This is a genomic window from Rhizobium grahamii CCGE 502 (genome assembly GCF_000298315.2).
GTDB classification, from domain to species: Bacteria; Pseudomonadota; Alphaproteobacteria; order Rhizobiales; family Rhizobiaceae; genus Rhizobium; species Rhizobium grahamii.
In genome coordinates this window covers 45,092-61,918 of sequence record NZ_AEYE02000033.1, presented here as the reverse complement: position 1 = coordinate 61,918, position 16,827 = coordinate 45,092, and the positions used below count along the sequence as shown (strand labels likewise).

Here is a 16,827-nt window from a genome sequence, read left to right as displayed (position 1 = left end):
TAAGGAAACGACGCCGGTGAGACGAGTTTCGTTACGGCGAACGACGTAAAAGGGTCGTCCGCCGGCTCGCAAAAATGTGAAAATGAGCCGCGACGATCCGTCTATTGGATGCCGCCGAGGCAGACGTATTTGATCTCCATGAATTCGTCGATGCCGTATTTCGACCCTTCGCGGCCGAGGCCGGAGAGCTTCACGCCGCCAAAAGGCGCTTCTGGCGTCGAGATCAACCCGGTATTGACGCCAACCATGCCATATTCCAGGGCTTCGGCGACGCGGAAAACGCGCGCGAGGTCCTTTGCATAGAAATAGGATGCGAGGCCGAACTCAGTGTCGTTTGCCTGTGCGATCACATCGGCCTCGTCCTTGAACCGGAAAAGCGGCGCTACCGGCCCAAAGGTTTCCTCGCGGGCGACGGCCATGTCCTTGGTGACATCAGTCAGCACCGTCGCCTCATAAAAGGTTCCGCCAAGGGAATGGCGCCTGCCACCTTCCATGACGCTTGCGCCCTTCGATATAGCATCAGCCACATGCTCCTCGACCTTTTCCAGAGCCGGCAGGTCGATCAACGGACCAAGAATAACGCCCTCATCGAAGCCGTTGCCGATCTTGAGCTTGCCGACAGCCGTCGAAAGCTTCTGTGAAAAAGCTTCATAGATACCTTCCTGGACGTATAGCCGGTTGGCGCAAACGCAGGTCTGGCCATTGTTGCGGAACTTGGCGATCAGTGCGCCTTCAACCGCAGAATCAAGATCGGCATCGTCGAAAACAATGAACGGCGCGTTACCCCCTAGTTCCAGCCCGAGTTTCTTGATGGTGGGGGCGCTCTGCCTGTAAAGCTCGGCGCCGATTTCGGTGGAGCCCGTGAAGGTCAATTTGCGCACGATCGGATTGGCGGTCATTTCCGCACCGATCTCCCTCGCTGAACCGGTGATCACGGAGAACAGCCCGGCGGGCAGCCCGGCACGCCCTGCAAGCACGGCGATCGCTATCGCCGAGAACGGCGTCTGGCTGGCAGGCTTCAACACCATGGCGCAACCCGATGCCAATGCTGGACCTGCCTTGCGAGTGATCATTGCATTGGGAAAGTTCCAGGGCGTAATGGCGGCAACCACGCCGATTGGCTGCTTCATCACCATGATGCGCTTGTCCGGCTGGTGGCCGGGAACCATATCGCCATAGACGCGCCGACCCTCCTCTGCGAACCACTCGATGAAGCTTGCGCCGTAGACGATTTCGCCTGTCGCTTCGGCAACCGGCTTGCCCTGTTCCAGCGTTAGGATGCGACCAAGATCATCCTTGTTTTCGATCATCAGGTCGTACCATTTGCGCAGAATCATTGCGCGGTCCCGGGCCGTGCGAGCTGCCCAGGCCTTTTGCGCCGTGGCCGCCGCCTCGATTGCAGCTCTGGTCTCCGCAGCGCCAAGCTTCGGCACGCGTGCGATGACGTTGCCGGTGGCCGGGTTGTTGACCTCGATCGCGTTCGATGGATCGGCGTCGATCCATCGGTCGCCGATCAGGGCCGCCTCGCGAAAAAGTGCAGGATCCTTGAGGTTCATCTTGTTCATCCCATTCAGAAACGGTGTCGGCACTGTCGGCATCCTTTGTCCCCGTGTCAAATGACCATAAATTGTTGATCTGGTCCGGTAAGGCGATCCACCCGGAGCGCACCATGGACCAAGCCGGAAATCCTGCTGGTTGCAGATCCTGATGCTGGACGAGGTGTGCTTGGCGCTCCCGGTGTGCAGTGTATCACCAAGGCCCGATAGGCTGGTCGTTCCGCCGGCTCCGCCGCTTGTTAAAGCCGCAGACGCCACCTGGCACTGAGTGACTTACGCCGATCGCGACGCTGGAGTGTCGCCACCACGCAAGGCATGCGGGAGCAAACTGCGCAACTGCTTCGCGCTATCGAAGCCGCCAGAATTGACAGCTTCCGCGAGCAGCTCGCCTGTGTTTTCGAACCATCTGCCGGGCACACGAAGCGCAGCTGGTCAGAGTTTCTGCTGAGACTTTGGACACCGCTCCGCGCTTCCTGAATTTTCAGCTGAGGTTGAAACCATTTCAGCACCTGGGCGTTCATGTCTCTGAATTATAATGGAGAATGGAATGAACAAATTTATCATTGCTGCTGCTTTCGCGGTTTCGTCCTTTGCTGTAACGGCCGCCCCCTCTTATGCCGACAGCGTGACAATTCGTATCGGAGAACCAGGGTATCATGGTCACTCAAGCAACCGATATTACGACAATCGTTATTATCGTGATCGCGATCGCCACCACGTCCGCTACGACAGATGCTGGAAGCAACCCTATCAAGTCCGCAGTCACCATCACGAAATCACCAAGTATCGTACGGTTTGCCGCTAACAGCCAAATTTCCGCCGCCCAGCCCTAAAAGGTTGGGCGGCTTTTTGTGATTGGCCAAGGATCAAGTGCGTCCAGTCCGACAGCTTCATTGTCTTGCTACGAACTTTCCATGGTGACAAAGGTAGGGCGTCTGCAGCCTGCTTCTGACTGCTCGTAAGGGCGATGCCCGGTTCTATCTCGGATCGGATCCGCTGGTACCGGCTTTAACGAACGCTGCCGAACAATTCCGTAAGATGCTGAACACCATCGAGAGCAAAAAGCGTTATTGTAAGCACGCGAAGCAACCGTAGAAAAAGGCCGGCACTCTCAGTGTCGACCTTTCGACGGAGTCTTGCGAAGTTTTAGGTTACCGAACAGCGGTCAGGCCCAAAATAACGCCTGTGGCAACGCTCAACAGCACAAATTGGTTATCGACTCTGACCCATTGCTGGCCGCGCCCTGGTTCGCGCAAACCGTAACGACGGTATTCCCTCACGGCCTGATGGCGGCGCCAATCGGCCATGCGCTGACCTCTGGCCCAGCGGCGCTTTTCCTCGTAATCCCGATAATCCCGATAATCGCGCCTGTCGTCATATCTGCGATCGTGATGGGGTGGTTCGCGCCATTCCTGCGCCTGTGCAAATGGAGCTACCAACATCGTGCCAGCGAGGGCGAGAGCGAAAGGCTTCTTCATAGGGTATCCTCTTCATTGAACGGATGACACCTAGGGAGCGCCTGGTTAACGATGCGTTAAATTTTCTTACGGGAACTGATGTCGCCACCTCAAAATCCGTTCAGTTCCGAACTTGCCTTCGTGAGCGCATACTGCAAATCCCCACCTGCTTTTCCCGAAACCTGAGCAGCGCCGTTCTCAAATGGCCATTTGATCGAGGTCGATCCGTGGGCGGTTCAGTTTTCTGGCTGATAACGGGAACCTAATCGGCGGACCGACATCCAACACATGTACCGAGATAAAACTGTCCGGCCTTTCGGCACGGACGAAGGAGGTTCCATGCATATGCGACTGATGACAGCAGTGACCACGATCTGCCTGCTTGGACTAGCACCTTGTGCACCGGCTGCAGAAAAGCCGACAGACCCCCAGATCGCTCATATCGCCTATACGGCCGGGTCGATCGACATCGAGGCGGCAAAGCAGGCGCTCGCGAAATCCAAGGACAAGCAGGTTTTGAGCTTCGCAGAGGACATGGTCAGAGACCATGAGGCGGTCAACAAGCAGGCGCTGGACTTGGCCAAGAAGCTCAAAGTCACACCGGAGGACAATGATACGAGCAAGGCGCTCACCAAGGCTGCTGCCGATGAGCGGGCAAAGCTTGCCAAGCTGAAAGGAAAGGATTTCGACAAGGCCTATGTCGCCAACGAGGTTGCCTACCACAAGCAGGTCAATGGTGCGCTCGAGACGGTACTGATCCCCTCGGCCAGTAACGCGGACCTCAAGGAACTTCTCCAGACCGGCCTGAAGATCTTTCAGGGCCACGAGCAGCATGCCGAGCACGTTGCCGCCGAGCTGAAGTAGGAGGCCATGTTGATGCGGCATCGGTGGTCGATTATGGTATTCGTGCTGGCCCTCGGTGCCGCTCCGGCGCAGGCGCAGACAATCACGGTAACGATCGAGAAGATGATGTTTACCCCCGCTGAGGTTACTGCCGGGCCGGGCGAGACGGTCGAATGGGTCAACAAGGATATTTTTGCCCACACGGCGACCGTGGACGGTAGCTTCGAGGTGATCATCCCTCCCGGCAAGTCGGCGAGCATCGAGTTCAAGGGATCGCGGTCGGTTGACTACTAGTCGGTTTCATCCCAACATGAAGGGACGGATTGCAACGCCGGGCGGTGACGGGTAGGGGCCGTTCTGGTGCGAGGCCAAGCTCAAAGGAACCGGGATTAATGCCCTTCGCCAGGCCCCAATGGTGGCGTATACAGCTGCGATGTATTCACTAGAACGCCCCGTCGCCTTCGAGCAGATCGTCAAAAAGAGCAGGTTTCTGGCGCTGGGCATTCCGATTGCGAGCGAAGCCGACGCGAAGGATGCACTGGCGACTTACGCCCATGCCGATGCCAACCACAACTGCTTTGCCTGGCGAAGCGGTCAGACCTATCGGTTCAGCGACGACGGTGAACCGGGTGGGACCGCCGGCAAGCCGATCCTGCAGGCAATCGACGGGCAATCGCTCGACAGGGTCATCGTTATCGTCACACGCTGGTTTGGAGGTGTTCTCCTTGGCACGGGCGGCCTGATCCGAGCCTATGGCGGAACGGCTGCCGCCTGCTTGCGGGCTGGCGAGACGATTGAGATCGTCCCGACGCTAGAAGGAAACATCCGGGCAGCCTATTCGGACCTGGCGATCCTGAAGGCACGCCTGGCGGCTTTTCCCGGCGTCATCATCCTGAAGGAGACATTTCATGGCGGCGGCGCTGAGCTGACGATAAGTTTTCCCGAATGGAAGTTGGATGACGTCGAGCGCCTTGTCGCGGACACAACAAGTGGACGCAGCACGCTCTTTGTGAAACTCTGACCGCGGACCAGGCAACCCGCGCAGCCCACCCGTCAGACGGGCAACGGGTATTGCACCGCCCTGATGCGTGTCGATCAACGCCAGCCGAGTGCCGGCGCGACATGTTTCAGGATCGAACCGATGACATGGGCATTATAGTCGACGCCCAGCTGGTTGGGCACGGTGAGGAGCAGGGTATCGGCCTCCGCAATAGCTTCGTCCGATGCAAGCTGTTTTACGAGAGCGTCCGGTTCCGCCGCAAAGGATCGCCCAAATATGGCTCTGGTGGTCTGGTCGATATAACCGATCGAATCCTGTTCCCTGCCACCGCCGCCGAAGTAGGCACGATCGCGATCATCGACCAGCGCGAAGATGCTGCGGCTCACCGATACGCGGGGCGTTCTCTGATGGCCGGCGTCCTTCCACGCTTGCTTGTAGGCGCGGATCTGGGCCGCCTGCTGGACATGGAAGGGTTCACCGGTCTCGTCATCCTTCAAGGTTGAACTCTGCAGATTCATCCCGAGCTTGGCCGCCCAGATCGCGGTGGCGTTGGATCCCGCGCCCCACCAGATGCGCTCGCCGAGACCATCCGAGTATGGCTCGAGACGCAGGAGACCGGGTGGGTTTGGAAACATCGGTCGTGGATTGGGCTCGGCAAAGCCCTCACCCTTCAGCGCCCTCAGAAAGACTTCTGCATGGCTGCGGCCCATGTCGGCATCACTTTTCCCTTCGTCAGGCTGATAGCCGAAATAGCGCCAGCCATCGATCACCTGCTCCGGCGATCCGCGGCTGAGACCCAGTTGCAGCCGCCCCTTCGCAATGAGGTCGGCGGCACCGGCGTCCTCGGCCATGTAGAGCGGGTTCTCGTAGCGCATGTCGATGACCGCGGTTCCAATCTCAATGTTCTTCGTCCTCGCGCCGACTGCGGCAAGCAGCGGAAATGGTGAGGCGAGCTGCCGGGCAAAATGATGGACACGGAAATAGGCGCCATCCGCCCCGAGCTCTTCGGCGGCGACAGCAAGGTCGATTGATTGCAGGAGTGCGTCGCCGGCAGAACGGGTCTCAGACTGCGGCGAGGGCGACCAGTGGCCAAAGGAAAGGAAACCAATTTTCTTCATGATGACTACCGTGAGTGTGACGGTCTGCGCCGTCGGATCGTGATGGTCATAACATGGGAACCGGGGATCGCCATAAAAAGACGGTTGAACGATGCGTTCACCGTTTGCGGCGGTCCGCGCCATCGGACGCAGAAAACGCCGGATGACCACAATGATCAAAGCTCAGCGCGGCGCTTCGACCGGCTTTGCGAATGGAAGGATAAGCAATGCGCAGGTAGTCAGGACCGCAGCTATCATCCAGGCCTCGTTGATCGCCTGAACACTTGCTGCCGTTTGCACCAGCGGGTCGAGTGCCGCCACGGTATCCGGAGTGAAGGTCCCTCCGTGGCCGACGACCTCGTCAGCCGGCGCGCCGACAAAGGCAGCGGCCGCCTGGTCACCCGCGCGCAGCCGGTCCCACAATAATTGCGTCAGCGGCTCTGACCGGGTGTAGATGATCGTATCGATCATCGCGATGCCGATCGCGCCCCCAAGGTTGCGCATCAGGTTGAAAAGGCCGCTGGCATCCGGAACCTGATCAGGCGGCAGGGTCCCGAGGGCAAGTCGTGTCGGCGGAAGCAGACAGAACATGATCGCTGCCCCACGGACCACCTGCGGCCAGAACATCGCATCATAACCGGACCGGGGATTCTCAAACGCACTCATCCCCAATCCGAGCGCAAAGAGAAAAAAGCCGACGGCTGAGAGAAGGCGCGGATCCGTCCGCTTCTCGAGGTAGACGGCGATCGGCGCGGCAATTAGTTGCGTGATCCCGGTCACGAGCATCGTCCAGCCGATCTCGAGCGCGTTTTGTCCCCTGATGAAAGCAAGGAAAACAGGCATGAGATACACGGAACCGAAGAGCCCGATCCCGAGGACGAAACTCAGGGCGGAACCGATGAGGAAATTTCGATCCCGGAAATGACCCAAATCGACGATCGGGCGCTTCCGGCGAAGGGAGCGGACCGTAAAACCGGCCCCAGAGACCAGGCTGGCGACAAGCAGGCCAGCCACAAAGGACGAGGTCCAGCCGGCTGTGGGCGCCTCCTTCAATCCCAGTTCGAGGCTGGCGAGCGAGATCGCCAGCATGACGAGGGAGACAAGGTCGAGGCTCTTGAGTTCGCCGAGGTCTGCCTTGTGGCGCGGAAGGCATCGCCAGGCCACCAGCGCCGAGACAAGTCCCGGAATGATGTTGATCAGAAACAACCAGTGCCAGGAATAGGTCGATGTCAGCCAGCCGCCGATGATCGGGCCGATGGTGGGCGCCAGGACGGCCAGCACGCCTGCGATGGTCGTGGCGATCGCCTGCCGCTCGTTCGGAAAGAGGACGAACACCGCCGAGAACACGGCGGGGATCAGGGTTCCGCCCGAAAATCCCTGCAGCACCCTCCAGGAAACCAGCGTGCTGAAGGTTCCGCTCGCCGCGCATCCGGCGGAAGCCACAACGAACAGGAGGATTGAAACGATGAACAGCCACCGCATCGTAAGAACCCGGGTGAGAAGTCCCGTCAGCGGGATCGCGACCACTTCCGCGATCAGGTAGGCCGTCTGGATCCAGCTCATCTTGTCTGGATCGATGTCGATGCCTTGCTGGATCGTCGGCAGGGACGTTGCCACGACCTGGACGTCCAGGATGGCCATGAACATTCCGGTACACATCGCGATAAAGCCGACCCAAACCATCGCTGACGGCGCATGAAGGGAGGCGGGCTGTCGGTGCTGTGGCATGCGATGGCCTTGCTTTTGATCTATGGCAGAGGTCCGCTTCCGAGGTCATTCAGGACGGCGGAAAAAGGCCTCCAGGCGATAGCCATCGGGGTCGATCATAAAGGCTGCATAGTAAAATGATCCGTATTCGGGCCGGACACCAGGTTCTCCGTTATCGGTCCCGCCATTGGCAACGCCGTTTTTGTAAAAGGACCGAACAGCCTCTTCGCTGTTGGCGACAAAGCAGAAATGCAATCCTGAGTCAATGTCCGGGACAACTGGTCGTGCGGCCCGCTTGATCCAGAACTGCGGCTGTTCGGCGCCGTAACCGACCCAATTGTCGCTCGTTGAAAGCCTGGTGTATCCGAGAGGCGTAAGCGCCTGGTCATAGAATTTGCGTGCACGCTCGAGATCGGACACGCCGATGGAAACATGGTCGAACATCGTTTCTCCCCTGAAGTCGGCAGGTCGATCTCGCTGCCGCGGACATTGGCCCGCGGGGAGACTACAGTGTCGCACCCGCGAAGGAAATGACCTCGAGGGGTCTTGTTTCATCGACACTTTGGACGTGTGACGAGCAGCTGATAGGAAGTGGGAAACTACAGGTTCTGCATGAGCCAGATCTTGCCTGCCATCGTGATGCCGTAGACGGCTTGGTGCTCGTCTGCTTCAGGCGCAAGATTTTGGAGCAGTCCGAATTGTTTCAGATCTTCTACAGTCGCCGTGCTGACAACTTTGACCTTCTGCGGTCGTTCCTTGAATCTGTCGTTCTTCGCATAGGTAACGGTTGCATTCAGATGAGTCCATTTTCCGTTATCGCCACGGAACAAATCTCCATCCTTTGCAAGTTTTAGTCCTCTGACTTGCGCTGGCGTAAGCGTGATCGGCATTATTCCGTCCTTGAATTGTTGGTTCACCTTGCTGTGCAGGGCGATTTGACTGATTACATCTGGAGCCTGTCAGGCAGCTTTTGCTGCAAGGGAGGCTTCGCGAAAGGAAATCAGCTTCCCGTTCGCTTCGTCCCAGAGCACGAGCCTTACACATCTCAGGCTATCATAAAGCGTGATGCGGCCGAGAGTTCTAAGTTCCGGGTAGTCCCTCAATACTTCGGGCAGCCTGTAGTAAGGGATCCTGCTCGACAGGTGATGAACATGATGAATCCCGATATTCCCGGTTATCCATCGAAGCAACGGCGGCAGATCGTAGTGCGAAGCGCCATGAAGCGCAGCTTCGGCAAACTGCCATTCGTCGGCTTTCGACCAGTGAGTCTCCTCGAACTGGTGCTGTACGTAAAAGAGCCAAATACCTGCCGCACCTGCGAGCGTCACGATTGGCAGGTGGATTGCGAGAAAATGGCCAAGACCGACAGTCCAGATCATTCCGAACGAAAGGACTGCGATCGCGAGATTGGTCGTCATGGTGGAAATCCACGGCTGCGGACCTTCGCGCATCATTCCGAACGGCAGGCGCTGCTTAAAAAGGAACAGCCAGACGGGTCCGATGCCGAACATGACCAGCGGATGCCGATAGAGTCGATAAGCAAGCTTCTTCGATCTTGAGAACGAATTGTACTCAGCCACCGTCAGGGTGTGGATGTCACCCGTGCCTCGCTCGTCCAGATTTCCCGCGGATGCATGATGGGTGGCATGGGCCCGCCTCCAGTAGTCATAGGGGGTCAGGGTCAGAACGCCGATGGCTCGTCCGGTCCAGTCGTCGAGACGTCGGCGACCAAAAAACGCCCCATGCCCACAATCGTGCTGGATCATGAACAGGCGCAGCAGGAACGCAGCCGCCGGAACGAGCGCTATCATTCCCACCCAAATTCCTTGGGAGAGGGATATGAAAGCAACGCCCCAAAAAATCGCAAAGGGGATCAGTGTAACCACGATCTCAAAGCTGCTACGCCCGAGGAGGGGTTGGCGGTACGCAGAAAGCGCCTTCAACCACGCGCGATCATTGGCCCTCACCGGATCGGTAAGTACTGCGACACTGCCTTCCATTTATTCTAACTTGCCTTCCTGGGCGACGAAGCGATGCGGCAGCCTCGCCTGTTCTCTGCCGCCAACTTCTGCTTCAGGGACGTCGCCTTAACGAGTGACTGAACCTCGTATCGGGAAACTTGTTCCTTCCCGCGTGATCTTGGCCACACGCTGGGTGCTTTTCGACTTGTGAGAGGGGAAGTTCGTTACGAAGCGCCGAGCGCAGCAAAAACAAATATCGGCAAACAAGTTTCGATGCTGCGTCTTATAGTGGCCACCACTGGGCGTCAACCCTGCAGGAAGGGTCAGGGCGCTTGCCAGATAGGTGCCCCAAAAATGAACTTGCCGCTTCGCGATGGTGCGCGAAGCGGCAGGCACTCGGGCCGACCCAAAGGGTCCGGCATACTCGCGCCCTCCCCAGCAGGGCGCGAATGCTACGCGATACTAGTTTGCCTTCACCCTTCGAGCGAGTGCCATGACATAATCATCGGCAATGTCTGCCAACGTCAGTGCCACTTCTGCTTCCTTCCAGCCGGCACCCACGGCGCGCTGTACAAAGGCTTGGAAAGCCTGTGCAAGCACTTCCTCGCGCTCGACTACGCGATACGGATCATTCGCAGCATAATGAGGATTGTTAATCTGGATCGTAGGATTGGTCGGGTCCATTGCGTGTGCCTCTGAAAGTTGCCTTATTGATCGGAGGGCATTTGCCGTGCACTCCATCTCCGCTGCCTGCACTTGATTATGCTTGATTTTTAGAGGCTTACCCGACCCTTGTCGTTAGCCAAGCATCCGGAAACTTGCAGCAGCGTCCATTTCTGAAGTAGCAACCCCAGGTAATCATAATTTTGGATGGGGAAGGTAAGTCGGGCTCCTTGGGTTGAGCCGACCCCGTGGCCATGGACAGGTTGCCTGCTTACGCTCAATAGCAGCAACAGGCGGAGCGACGGCGAGCTGACCCCCGCGTCCTAACTCGCTGCGTTTTTGAAACGGAAGTGCCGTTAGTCCCGATTGCGATGGCCAAGTGACCTCAGCCACTTGTCAAAGGAATCTGCGCCTTCGACCCCGGAGACCGGTTCGACCGCCTGTCCGAGATAGGAAGGCACGACGATATGTCGCGCTTCGCGCGGGGTGTAACCGAATTCCTTGTTGAAGGCCCGGCTAAAGTGGGCGGCGGAGGAGAACCCGGCGGCAAAGGCGATATCGATGATCTGCTGTCGGTTGGCAGCATCGCTGAGAGCAGCGTGAGCAGAGAGCAGGCGCCGTCGCTGAATATAGTGATGGACGCCGCCGTCGCGCTCGAAAGCCTGGTAAAGCCTGGTCCGTGAAACCCCGAGTTCGCGACATATTCGCTCTGTCGTCAGGTCGTCAGCCGTCAGATTGGCCTGGACGAAACGGAAAACCCGTTCCTTCAAAGGTGGGGACGACGGCAGTTCTGCCGAAGGATGGTCCGCCGCCGACGGCGACACACAGGTCAGGATCATATCACGGACCGTCTGCACCACGTGAGGAAGATCCGTCTCCGACAATTGAGCAAGTTTCTCCTCGAGCCCGTCAAGATAATCGATCAGCAGGGTTGTGCGCGTTCCCGACAGCGTCGTGTTGTTCTTGATCTCGGTGGAGGTGAGATAGAGCAGTTCCCGCGGCAGGTAGAGAGAGAGGATCTGCGCATCCGTCGAACGGCCGCGGAAAGGATGTCCGAGGGTTCGCAACTCTACCTTGCCTGCTTCGCCATGGCAGACGCGACCGTCGACTTCGGTCCATGTCCTTCCACTGCGCACGACCATGACATGCCAGTGGTCCATGAGGCTTGACCGGACCTTTGCCTCCAGGCGCAGAAAACTATGTGCCGGGGCCGTTTGTTGAACAACCAGCATTCCGCCCAGGTTCCACGCTGCGTGGTCGGCAATGAAGCCCGGTTGGGGCGGGGCACTGTCTGGCAGTCGCACATCGACCAACGGCGCCATATATGCCTGCCAGGCAGAGAACTGCCGGGCCGGCTCGAATTCCCGCGTGGTGAAGCGGAGCGGCTTCAGGACCGAGGGCGGAGGGAGCGGCTCCGGCGGCTTTTCCTCACGCGGAAACCGGCGACGTTCGATCCCGGTCGTCTTGCTCTCTTCGGCCCGCTGGCCCTCACTTCCAGGCGGGGGGGCTGCTCGTGATGGTCCGTTGTCCGGCAATCATGCCTCCTTGACGAACCAGGCAAGGACCATCCTCGCCCGGTCCTGAACAGTTTACACCCTACGTCATCCTCAAATCGACGCCCGGGTGCAGTTTCTTCAGGTTCGGCAGGGATTTCATCTGCCAGGACACCTGAGACGAGCCAAGCACCGTCAAATGCAGCTCCGGACGCTTGCGCGCTTCTATTGTCAGTTTAGCAAGCAAATTTATCCCTGAAGAGTTGAGGAATTCAAGCCCGGTCAGATCCAAGGTAGTCTTGCCGCCACCTTCTTCAATAGCTTTCATCGCAAGCGCATGGACTGGCGCATAGGCATCGGGTCCGGCCAGTCTCATCGTGCCGTCGAAATAGACGGTGCCGCCCTCGGACCAGACGCGGTATGCTTCTTCTCTAATCTCCATTCAGCACCTTTGATGTTTCAGGACGGGGGAATTGCCATTGCGGCATAGATCTGGATCCTGGTCGGCCCGGAGTCATCCTCGCCTTCGAAAAGCCAGGCAAACTGCACCTCGTAGTCACTCATCAGCGTCAGGAGGCCGAGACCAGACGCATTCCCGCTCGTCGCGGTCGCACTGGCCTCGATCTGCTCGATGAGCAGCACGCCAGGATCACCGCTCGTTACGGTTGTGAGCAATTGCTGAAACCTGTCGGCGGTTTCGCGGTCGACGAGGTTGGACACGCGCAACCGGAAGCAGTCCGACTGCGCCAGCGCCTCCACGACCACCTCGCCGCGGCTGCGAAATTTGATGGCATTTTCGATCAACTCGTTTGCAAGATAGCCAATATCTTGTCGGAGCTGGTTGTAAAGCCGCTTTGATGGGCGAAATCTCGGCGTCATCATTTCTGCAATGAAGTCCGACGTCATGCCGGAGTGTTTCCAGGCAAGATCAAGCGGGCCGTCAAGCAGACGCAGTCGAACGGAGTGGTTTATCTCCGGCGACGCCAGATATTCCTGTCCAAAAAGCACGGTCGTCATCTATCACCTATGCCGCATCACAACCAGCGTGATGTCATCATGAATTTTTTGCGTTCCGATATAGGCCATGAGGCCGTCGATGATGCCGTCCTTGACCTCCTCGGCCGATTGACCGTGCAGACGACGCGCGCTCTGGCAAAGCCGGTCGATGCCGAACAATTCCCCACTGGAATTTTCGGCCTCGGTCACCCCGTCCGTGTGGAGCACGATCAGGTCGCCTTTCTCGAACGAGATCTCGCGCGTGTCGACGAATGGCGTGATGTCGGATTCCAGCCCGACCGGCAATCCGAGATCGCCAGTATCGATGCGCTCGACCTCGCCGGTCTGGCGAATGACGATCAAGTCTTCATGCTGTCCCGAGATCGTCAGGCGGTCGCCATCGTAATCCAGGAAGGACAATGTAAGGTGCTTGTCGGTTCTCGTCCGCTCGATGTTCTTGAAGATCGCGCTATTCAGATGGGCCAGGAATTTTGAAGGATCCGTTTCTCCAGCCTCCAGCAATGCGCGAGCCACAGACTGCACCATGAGCATCAGCACCCCGCTCTCCAGGCCATGACCGGTCACGTCGCCGATACCGATTTTCAGGCTCCTGCCACTCTGCAGCACGTCATAATAGTCGCCTCCGACCTCGTCTGCGGGACGCATGTAGGCAGCAATTTCCAGGTGCTCGACGGCACCGAGTTCGGCGGCGCGCGGCAGGACCATCATCTGAATGTGTCTTGCGACATCCAACTCCGCGCCGAGACGCAGGTTCTCGCTCTTCAGCTGCGTGTTCAGAGCCTGGATTTCCTCCTTGGCCTCTTCGATCTCCCGTGTCCGTTCGGCCACGATGTTTTCGAGGTTCTCGGTGTGGAAGCTGATCTGTTCGGCCATTCGATTGAAGGCGAGCCCGGCCTCTGCCACCTCGTCCTTGGTACGAATGTCGACCCTGACGGAATAGTCCTTGGCCTGAATGCGCCTGGCAGCTGCCGCAAGCGCACTGATGCCGCCGGTAATGCGCTTCGATGCGGCAAAGACCGCGGCGGTGACAATCAGAAGCGAGATGAGGACCGCAAGCACCTGGTAGATCAGGATACGATTGGTGGCCCTGGTGATTTGCTCCCTGGCCGCGATAAGGGACGCGTAAATCTCTCGCTCGGGAACGACGATGCCGAGTGACATGGCTTCGCGCTTGACCGGACCGTCCACCCACAGATTGGATGGGGTAAGCTGCTTGGTGACAAGGAGATAGGGCACGTCCTCGCCGTTTTCCGTCAACGAGATGCGCTGGACCTTTCCATCTTCGTCAAGCGGCAGAGAGGCGACGGCCTTTTGCGAGCTCTTTGGCAGGGAACGGTCAAGCCCGGTTACGCCGGTGCCGGTCGCTTCATTCGCCGCCCGCAGGCCCATCACCTTCTCGCCAGCCGAATTGATAGCCACGACATTACCGTTCGACATGGTGAGGAAACCGAAGCCGGTTTCTGCCACCTTCACATGCTCGACGACTTCGGCGAGCTGGTCGAGAGTGATGTCGGCGCCGGCCGTCCCGGCGACGCCGCGACGATCCGGCGTCCACAAAGGATGGAAGAAGCTGACGATCAGCTTGCCGGTAATGGCGTCAGTATAGGGCGCAGTTTGCGTGATGTTGTCTGGAGCTGGACGAGACGCGGGATCAAGCGCCCACCGTTCCCATGACTCGTATAGGCCGGGAAAGAAGAAATCCCAGAAGTTCTGGTCATTATGTTTCGGATAGAGGCGGTCGAACGTCTGCGCCTGATCCGTATAGGGCGCGGTTCTGAAGATTGGCCGGTCCTTCGGGCCGATGTAGTACATCTGCAGTTTCGATGCGCCCGTCCGCAGGAGGTTCGGCGCAACGAGATCAAGCACGGCGCTTGTTTCGATGTCGGCCTGGACCCTGGGCAGTGGACGGTGGTCCTTGTCGAGGAGATAGCCCCAGACACTGACAACGGAGGGGGACCCGGGAAGGTTCTGTGCCCAGTTGCCCGTCGCGTCGTAGGCAACCGTCACCCCATTGGGTTCGGCACCTGCCATCGCGGCGCCAACCGCATTATTCCTGGTCGGCTGATCGATCTGGTCTTGCAGAACGCCTGCGAGTGCTTTCACATCGGAATGGACCTGGCCAAGAAGCAGGCTGACCTGCGCGGCCGTCGAATCCGTGGAGGTGCGGATATAATCCTGGCTTGCCTTTTCCAGGCCCTGACCGACTTGTGCGGTCGCGTCCCTTGACAATCGCTGCACGTTCCACAGGGCGAGACCGCCGCTGACGAGAAGGTCGAACAGCACCGCACCACCGACCACGATGATGAATTTCGTGCGAAACGACCGAAGTCCCAGGCGTTGCCTGCCAGCGGTTTCCGTCATAGTGGCTTTTGTCCAGATGCGGCCCAGATCGGCCAGCCGGCATAGCCGCGCGGATGGAGGGCGGCGAAGATATGATCAGCGAACCCCTGCCTGAAACGCTCGATGAAATCCGGGGAGTCGCCGCGCTTTACGGCCATTTCGCCGGCATAGACATCTTCCCATGCCTGGATGATGTCAGCGAACTCCTGAGGATCGCCGTCGAGATTGGTGACCATGAAGCTCTCGATCTTCACATCGTCGAACCCGGCGTCCCGCAACAGGCGTGAGCCCTTCGGCCCCATCTCGACATCCATGTCAAAGTGACGAAACAGCCTGGCGACCTCGGTATAGGTCCACTGGATACTGTCAGCGCGCGGCTCTCCCAGGCAGTGGGAGTTCTTCTCGTTCGTGATGTAGACGCGGCCGCCCGGCTTGCAGATCCGATAGAGTTCCCTGAGGAGAAGTTCTGGCCGGTCGAAAATCTGCAGCGAATGGCGGCATGTCACGAAATCGAACTGGTCGCTTTCGAACAGCATCTGCGAGGCATCGCCGTAGGTATATTCTATGTCCCGGACGCAGAATTTCTCCGCGACGGAGCGTGCGTAGTCGAGGCTTGCCATCGAATGATCGAGTGCAACCATTCTGGCTGGGTTGAATTCCTTCCTGACGAGCATCGCGAAATCGCCGATGCCACAACAGATGTCGGCAATCGCCATGCCGCTACGCAAGCCGTGGCGTGGCAGGATTTCCCGTTCATGGCGCCAGGTCATCTTGGTCTGCGTTCTCAGAATTGGGATGAAACTCTGGTTCTCGACGAAGGTCTGGCCGGGATAGAAGGCGGAATCGTAGATCTCCATCGAAATGTTCGGGGAGAGGTCGCCGAGGTGCCTGAACATCTGCGTTGCCCAAGTCACGACGCTCGATACGACAACGACGATCTGGAGTTCCGGCCTCGAGTGTGACGCGTCAACCAGGACGCGGGTTAGCGCGTGAAAGGCCGTGCTGTTCATATGCGTCACGCGCTTCAGATTGACATAGAAAACGCCCTTTACGGTTTCGATGCCATCCCGCAGGAGCCTGAGGTCGTCGGCGATATCGGCGATGGAGCGAGGGCGGCAGACGCCCGCGGCGAGAAATTCCTGATTGCTGGTGTCGAACTGGGTCGTGAAGGCCGGCGAAAGATTGTTGGCGGTCAATTGAGCAACCTTTCGAGCGGCAAGTCCACGACGAAGGTTAGCGTGTCGGCAGCCGACGACCGCAGCTCGATGCCCGCGTCATAATTGACCGCCAGCCCCATCAGGACCGCTTGCTCGATAGGCGCCGTCTCGTCTGCAATGATCTCGACATAGCCGGCCAGCTTGTTCCCATCCTTTAGAGAGTCGACAACCTCGGTATAGTGCCGTTGCTGTTGCGACGGGCAGGGGAAGCTCAGCTCGATGCGCTCGACATGCTGGTGGCGATAAAAGCCGAAGACAAGTTCACCATCCTGGACGTCCGAGCGGAAGGACATCTCGAGAAGTTCGTTCAGAGCTGACGACAGCAGGTTGGAGTGGCGTAACGGGTCGCGCCGGTCATGGCTGACCATTCGGGCGACATAGTTCGACAGCTGGTCGCAATGCAGCCAATCAGCCGTGAAGGTTGCCATCTCCATTTCGAGTTTGAGCAGTTGCTCGAACGCGGGCTCTTTCATTGC

Annotated in this window: 18 protein-coding genes; 4 read left to right on the top strand and 14 right to left on the bottom strand. The window is 58.5% G+C overall.

Going from position 1 to position 16,827, the window contains the following annotated elements; genetic code table 11:
* Positions 1 to 101: 101 nt before the first annotated feature.
* Positions 102 to 1,556 (bottom strand): NADP-dependent succinate-semialdehyde dehydrogenase, encoded by a 1,455-nt coding sequence (gabD, locus tag RGCCGE502_RS26660; protein WP_016557320.1) that lies wholly within the window; start codon positions 1,554 to 1,556, stop codon positions 102 to 104.
* 547 nt (positions 1,557 to 2,103) lie between these two features.
* Between gabD and RGCCGE502_RS35770 the strand changes: the two genes are divergently transcribed.
* Positions 2,104 to 2,361 (top strand): hypothetical protein, encoded by a 258-nt coding sequence (locus RGCCGE502_RS35770; protein ID WP_081647314.1) that lies wholly within the window; start codon positions 2,104 to 2,106, stop codon positions 2,359 to 2,361.
* A gap of 346 nt (positions 2,362 to 2,707) precedes the next feature.
* Here RGCCGE502_RS35770 and RGCCGE502_RS26655 read toward each other — a convergent pair whose 3' ends face one another.
* Positions 2,708 to 3,034: an RcnB family protein gene (locus RGCCGE502_RS26655; RefSeq protein WP_016557319.1), complete on the bottom strand. Its 327-nt coding sequence runs from the start codon at positions 3,032 to 3,034 to the stop codon at positions 2,708 to 2,710.
* A gap of 318 nt (positions 3,035 to 3,352) precedes the next feature.
* Here RGCCGE502_RS26655 and RGCCGE502_RS26650 point away from each other — a divergent pair, with 318 nt between their 5' ends.
* The 3 genes from RGCCGE502_RS26650 to RGCCGE502_RS26640 all read left to right on the top strand — a co-directional run bounded on the left by RGCCGE502_RS26650 (position 3,353) and on the right by RGCCGE502_RS26640 (position 4,877).
* Positions 3,353 to 3,877: a DUF4142 domain-containing protein gene (locus RGCCGE502_RS26650; protein WP_016557318.1), complete on the top strand. Its 525-nt coding sequence runs from the start codon at positions 3,353 to 3,355 to the stop codon at positions 3,875 to 3,877.
* Between the two features lie 33 nt (positions 3,878 to 3,910).
* Positions 3,911 to 4,150 (top strand): cupredoxin domain-containing protein, encoded by a 240-nt coding sequence (locus tag RGCCGE502_RS26645; protein WP_341875053.1) that lies wholly within the window; start codon positions 3,911 to 3,913, stop codon positions 4,148 to 4,150.
* Between the two features lie 139 nt (positions 4,151 to 4,289).
* Positions 4,290 to 4,877 (top strand): IMPACT family protein, encoded by a 588-nt coding sequence (locus RGCCGE502_RS26640; protein WP_016557316.1) that lies wholly within the window; start codon positions 4,290 to 4,292, stop codon positions 4,875 to 4,877.
* A 74-nt stretch (positions 4,878 to 4,951) separates the two neighbouring features.
* Here RGCCGE502_RS26640 and RGCCGE502_RS26635 read toward each other — a convergent pair whose 3' ends face one another.
* The 12 genes from RGCCGE502_RS26635 to RGCCGE502_RS26580 all read right to left on the bottom strand — a co-directional run bounded on the left by RGCCGE502_RS26635 (position 4,952) and on the right by RGCCGE502_RS26580 (position 16,824).
* A complete protein-coding gene (locus tag RGCCGE502_RS26635) occupies positions 4,952 to 5,974 on the bottom strand; it encodes an LLM class flavin-dependent oxidoreductase (protein ID WP_016557315.1) in 1,023 nt (340 codons plus the stop codon).
* Between the two features lie 162 nt (positions 5,975 to 6,136).
* Positions 6,137 to 7,681 (bottom strand): DHA2 family efflux MFS transporter permease subunit, encoded by a 1,545-nt coding sequence (locus tag RGCCGE502_RS26630; protein ID WP_016557314.1) that lies wholly within the window; start codon positions 7,679 to 7,681, stop codon positions 6,137 to 6,139.
* A 45-nt stretch (positions 7,682 to 7,726) separates the two neighbouring features.
* Positions 7,727 to 8,104, bottom strand: a complete 378-nt coding sequence (locus tag RGCCGE502_RS26625; RefSeq protein WP_016557313.1) for a VOC family protein — start codon at positions 8,102 to 8,104, stop codon at positions 7,727 to 7,729.
* A gap of 155 nt (positions 8,105 to 8,259) precedes the next feature.
* Positions 8,260 to 8,550: a hypothetical protein gene (locus RGCCGE502_RS26620; protein ID WP_016557312.1), complete on the bottom strand. Its 291-nt coding sequence runs from the start codon at positions 8,548 to 8,550 to the stop codon at positions 8,260 to 8,262.
* A 69-nt stretch (positions 8,551 to 8,619) separates the two neighbouring features.
* Entirely contained in the window at positions 8,620 to 9,660 is a 1,041-nt protein-coding gene (locus RGCCGE502_RS26615) for a fatty acid desaturase (protein ID WP_016557311.1), read from the bottom strand.
* A gap of 423 nt (positions 9,661 to 10,083) precedes the next feature.
* Entirely contained in the window at positions 10,084 to 10,305 is a 222-nt protein-coding gene (locus RGCCGE502_RS26610) for a hypothetical protein (protein WP_016557310.1), read from the bottom strand.
* Positions 10,306 to 10,640: 335 nt separating this feature from the next.
* Entirely contained in the window at positions 10,641 to 11,819 is a 1,179-nt protein-coding gene (locus RGCCGE502_RS26605; protein WP_016557309.1) for a helix-turn-helix domain-containing protein, read from the bottom strand.
* 61 nt (positions 11,820 to 11,880) lie between these two features.
* Positions 11,881 to 12,219, bottom strand: coding sequence for a slr1659 superfamily regulator (locus RGCCGE502_RS26600; RefSeq protein ID WP_016557308.1), 339 nt, complete (start codon positions 12,217 to 12,219; stop codon positions 11,881 to 11,883).
* Between the two features lie 17 nt (positions 12,220 to 12,236).
* Entirely contained in the window at positions 12,237 to 12,794 is a 558-nt protein-coding gene (locus tag RGCCGE502_RS26595; RefSeq protein WP_016557307.1) for a slr1658 superfamily regulator, read from the bottom strand.
* Positions 12,795 to 12,797: 3 nt separating this feature from the next.
* Positions 12,798 to 15,155 carry a SpoIIE family protein phosphatase gene (locus RGCCGE502_RS26590; RefSeq protein WP_016557306.1) on the bottom strand — a complete coding sequence of 786 codons (2,358 nt, stop codon included), beginning with the start codon at positions 15,153 to 15,155 and terminating at the stop codon, positions 12,798 to 12,800.
* Positions 15,152 to 16,330 carry a class I SAM-dependent methyltransferase gene (locus RGCCGE502_RS26585; RefSeq protein WP_016557305.1) on the bottom strand — a complete coding sequence of 393 codons (1,179 nt, stop codon included), beginning with the start codon at positions 16,328 to 16,330 and terminating at the stop codon, positions 15,152 to 15,154. The genes RGCCGE502_RS26590 and RGCCGE502_RS26585 overlap by 4 nt, the downstream gene beginning before the upstream one ends.
* Positions 16,327 to 16,824 carry a hypothetical protein gene (locus RGCCGE502_RS26580; protein WP_016557304.1) on the bottom strand — a complete coding sequence of 166 codons (498 nt, stop codon included), beginning with the start codon at positions 16,822 to 16,824 and terminating at the stop codon, positions 16,327 to 16,329. The genes RGCCGE502_RS26585 and RGCCGE502_RS26580 overlap by 4 nt, the downstream gene beginning before the upstream one ends.
* Positions 16,825 to 16,827 lie beyond the last annotated feature (3 nt).

Excerpts from the sequence above, each read along its gene's own strand:
- gabD (WP_016557320.1), bottom strand. The coding sequence starts at position 1,556 with ATGAACCTCAAGGATCCTGCACTTTTTCGCGAGGCGGCCCTGATCGGC.
- RGCCGE502_RS35770 (WP_081647314.1), top strand. The coding sequence starts at position 2,104 with ATGAACAAATTTATCATTGCTGCTGCTTTCGCGGTTTCGTCCTTTGCT.
- RGCCGE502_RS26655 (WP_016557319.1), bottom strand. The coding sequence starts at position 3,034 with ATGAAGAAGCCTTTCGCTCTCGCCCTCGCTGGCACGATGTTGGTAGCT.
- RGCCGE502_RS26650 (WP_016557318.1), top strand. The coding sequence starts at position 3,353 with ATGCATATGCGACTGATGACAGCAGTGACCACGATCTGCCTGCTTGGA.
- RGCCGE502_RS26645 (WP_341875053.1), top strand. The coding sequence starts at position 3,911 with ATGGTATTCGTGCTGGCCCTCGGTGCCGCTCCGGCGCAGGCGCAGACA.
- RGCCGE502_RS26640 (WP_016557316.1), top strand. The coding sequence starts at position 4,290 with ATGTATTCACTAGAACGCCCCGTCGCCTTCGAGCAGATCGTCAAAAAG.
- RGCCGE502_RS26635 (WP_016557315.1), bottom strand. The coding sequence starts at position 5,974 with ATGAAGAAAATTGGTTTCCTTTCCTTTGGCCACTGGTCGCCCTCGCCG.
- RGCCGE502_RS26630 (WP_016557314.1), bottom strand. The coding sequence starts at position 7,681 with ATGCCACAGCACCGACAGCCCGCCTCCCTTCATGCGCCGTCAGCGATG.
- RGCCGE502_RS26625 (WP_016557313.1), bottom strand. The coding sequence starts at position 8,104 with ATGTTCGACCATGTTTCCATCGGCGTGTCCGATCTCGAGCGTGCACGC.
- RGCCGE502_RS26620 (WP_016557312.1), bottom strand. The coding sequence starts at position 8,550 with ATGCCGATCACGCTTACGCCAGCGCAAGTCAGAGGACTAAAACTTGCA.
- RGCCGE502_RS26615 (WP_016557311.1), bottom strand. The coding sequence starts at position 9,660 with ATGGAAGGCAGTGTCGCAGTACTTACCGATCCGGTGAGGGCCAATGAT.
- RGCCGE502_RS26610 (WP_016557310.1), bottom strand. The coding sequence starts at position 10,305 with ATGGACCCGACCAATCCTACGATCCAGATTAACAATCCTCATTATGCT.
- RGCCGE502_RS26600 (WP_016557308.1), bottom strand. The coding sequence starts at position 12,219 with ATGGAGATTAGAGAAGAAGCATACCGCGTCTGGTCCGAGGGCGGCACC.
- RGCCGE502_RS26595 (WP_016557307.1), bottom strand. The coding sequence starts at position 12,794 with ATGACGACCGTGCTTTTTGGACAGGAATATCTGGCGTCGCCGGAGATA.
- RGCCGE502_RS26590 (WP_016557306.1), bottom strand. The coding sequence starts at position 15,155 with ATGACGGAAACCGCTGGCAGGCAACGCCTGGGACTTCGGTCGTTTCGC.
- RGCCGE502_RS26580 (WP_016557304.1), bottom strand. The coding sequence starts at position 16,824 with ATGAAAGAGCCCGCGTTCGAGCAACTGCTCAAACTCGAAATGGAGATG.